We start from the raw sequence: 1,348 nt of genomic DNA, 5'->3' as shown, positions 1-1,348 counted from the left end.
GTTGACCACTTCGGCCACCGCCGAACCGCCGCGCTCGGCCACGTCCGACGCGCTGGCCGCCAACTGGTTGGCCTGGCGCGCGTTGTCGGCGTTCTGCTTGACCGTCGAGGCAAGTTCTTCCATCGAAGCGGCGGTCTCTTCCAGCGAAGCCGCCTGCTCTTCCGTGCGGCTGGACAGGTCGGTGTTGCCGGCCGAGATCTCGCGCGAGCCAACGTTGATCTCGTCGACGCCACGGCGCACGGTCGACACCGTGCGCGCCAGGCTTTCCTGCATGCGCTTGACCGCCGCCATCAGGGCGCCGATCTCGTTGGTCGATTGCACCTCGACGCGAGTGGTCAGGTCGCCGCCGGCGATCCGGTCAAAGCTCTCGCCGACGGCCCGCAGCGGCCGCAGCACGACGCGGTTCATGAACAGGAAGGCGCCCAGCGACACGGCCAGGATTACCAGGACCAGCGCGAGGTAGACATACGCCATGACCGCGCCCTCCGAGCGCGACGCCGCCACCCGCTCTTCGCTATAGGTGGTGATCGCGGTCGCGAATTCGGTCAACTGCTTGGAAAACGCGCCGCTGGCCGCGGCGGTCTTGGTGTTCTTCAGGTTCAGGTATTCGGCGTTGTCCCCCCGGTCCAGCGCGCCCAGCATGGCCTGCAGGCCTTCGGCAAAGCCGTTGAACGAGGCCAGCAGTTGGCCTTCGGCGGCGCGGCCGATATCGGTGGTCTTTGGAATCGCCTTGAACTTCTCGAGCTTGGCCTTGCCGTCGGTCAGCAACTGCTGGACGATGCGGGTGTTCTCGGCCGCGCCCGCCTTGTCGCCGGCGGCGCGCTGGGCCGCGGCGATGTCCGCGCGGATGGTGGCGCGCAGCATCTGCACATAAGAGTCCTTGACCAGATTGCTCTGCTGGACGCTCAGGCTATCCAAAGCGTTGATCGCTTCGGCGTTGGATCGCATGCTGTTCCAACCCAGGGCGATGGCAACCAGCGCGGCCACGGCGACTGCCAATTGGGCAAGCATCAAACCCGTGCGCACCTTCAGATTGCTTAACATTTTCCGATATTTCCGGTAACCGCCGAGGCGACATGTTGACGTCGCCCCGTCGTAAAAGGGATGTGTTTTCTACTACCTATTCAATGCAACAAAAAACCTTGGCCGAACACGCCGTCAGAAGGATTCCCAATCGTCATCCGCCGGCGGCGCTCGGCGCGAGGATGCCGGGACCGGCTTGACCGCCTTGACGTCGGTGGCGTCGCTGGTCTTGACGACCGGGCGTCGCAGCGGACGCGCCGCGGTGGCGCCGCTATTCGGGGTGGGCCGGGCGCGGGCCGGCTGGGCCAGGCGCGGCGCCGGCGCG

1 protein-coding gene and 1 pseudogene are annotated in these 1,348 nt (G+C 66.2%); both read right to left on the bottom strand.

Annotation, left to right across the window (positions count from 1 at the left end; genetic code table 11):
• The coding region (locus tag HV783_RS29290; protein ID WP_175190344.1) for a Tar ligand binding domain-containing protein at positions 1-1,044 on the bottom strand (1,044 nt) is incomplete at its 3' end.
• A 114-nt stretch (positions 1,045-1,158) separates the two neighbouring features.
• Positions 1,159-1,348 (bottom strand): annotated as a pseudogene (locus HV783_RS29285) (hypothetical protein); the annotation flags it as partial.

This window comes from Achromobacter dolens, from assembly GCF_902859745.1.
Classification (GTDB): Bacteria; Pseudomonadota; Gammaproteobacteria; order Burkholderiales; family Burkholderiaceae_B; genus Achromobacter; species Achromobacter dolens.
This window is presented reverse-complemented; position numbering and strand designations above follow the sequence as displayed.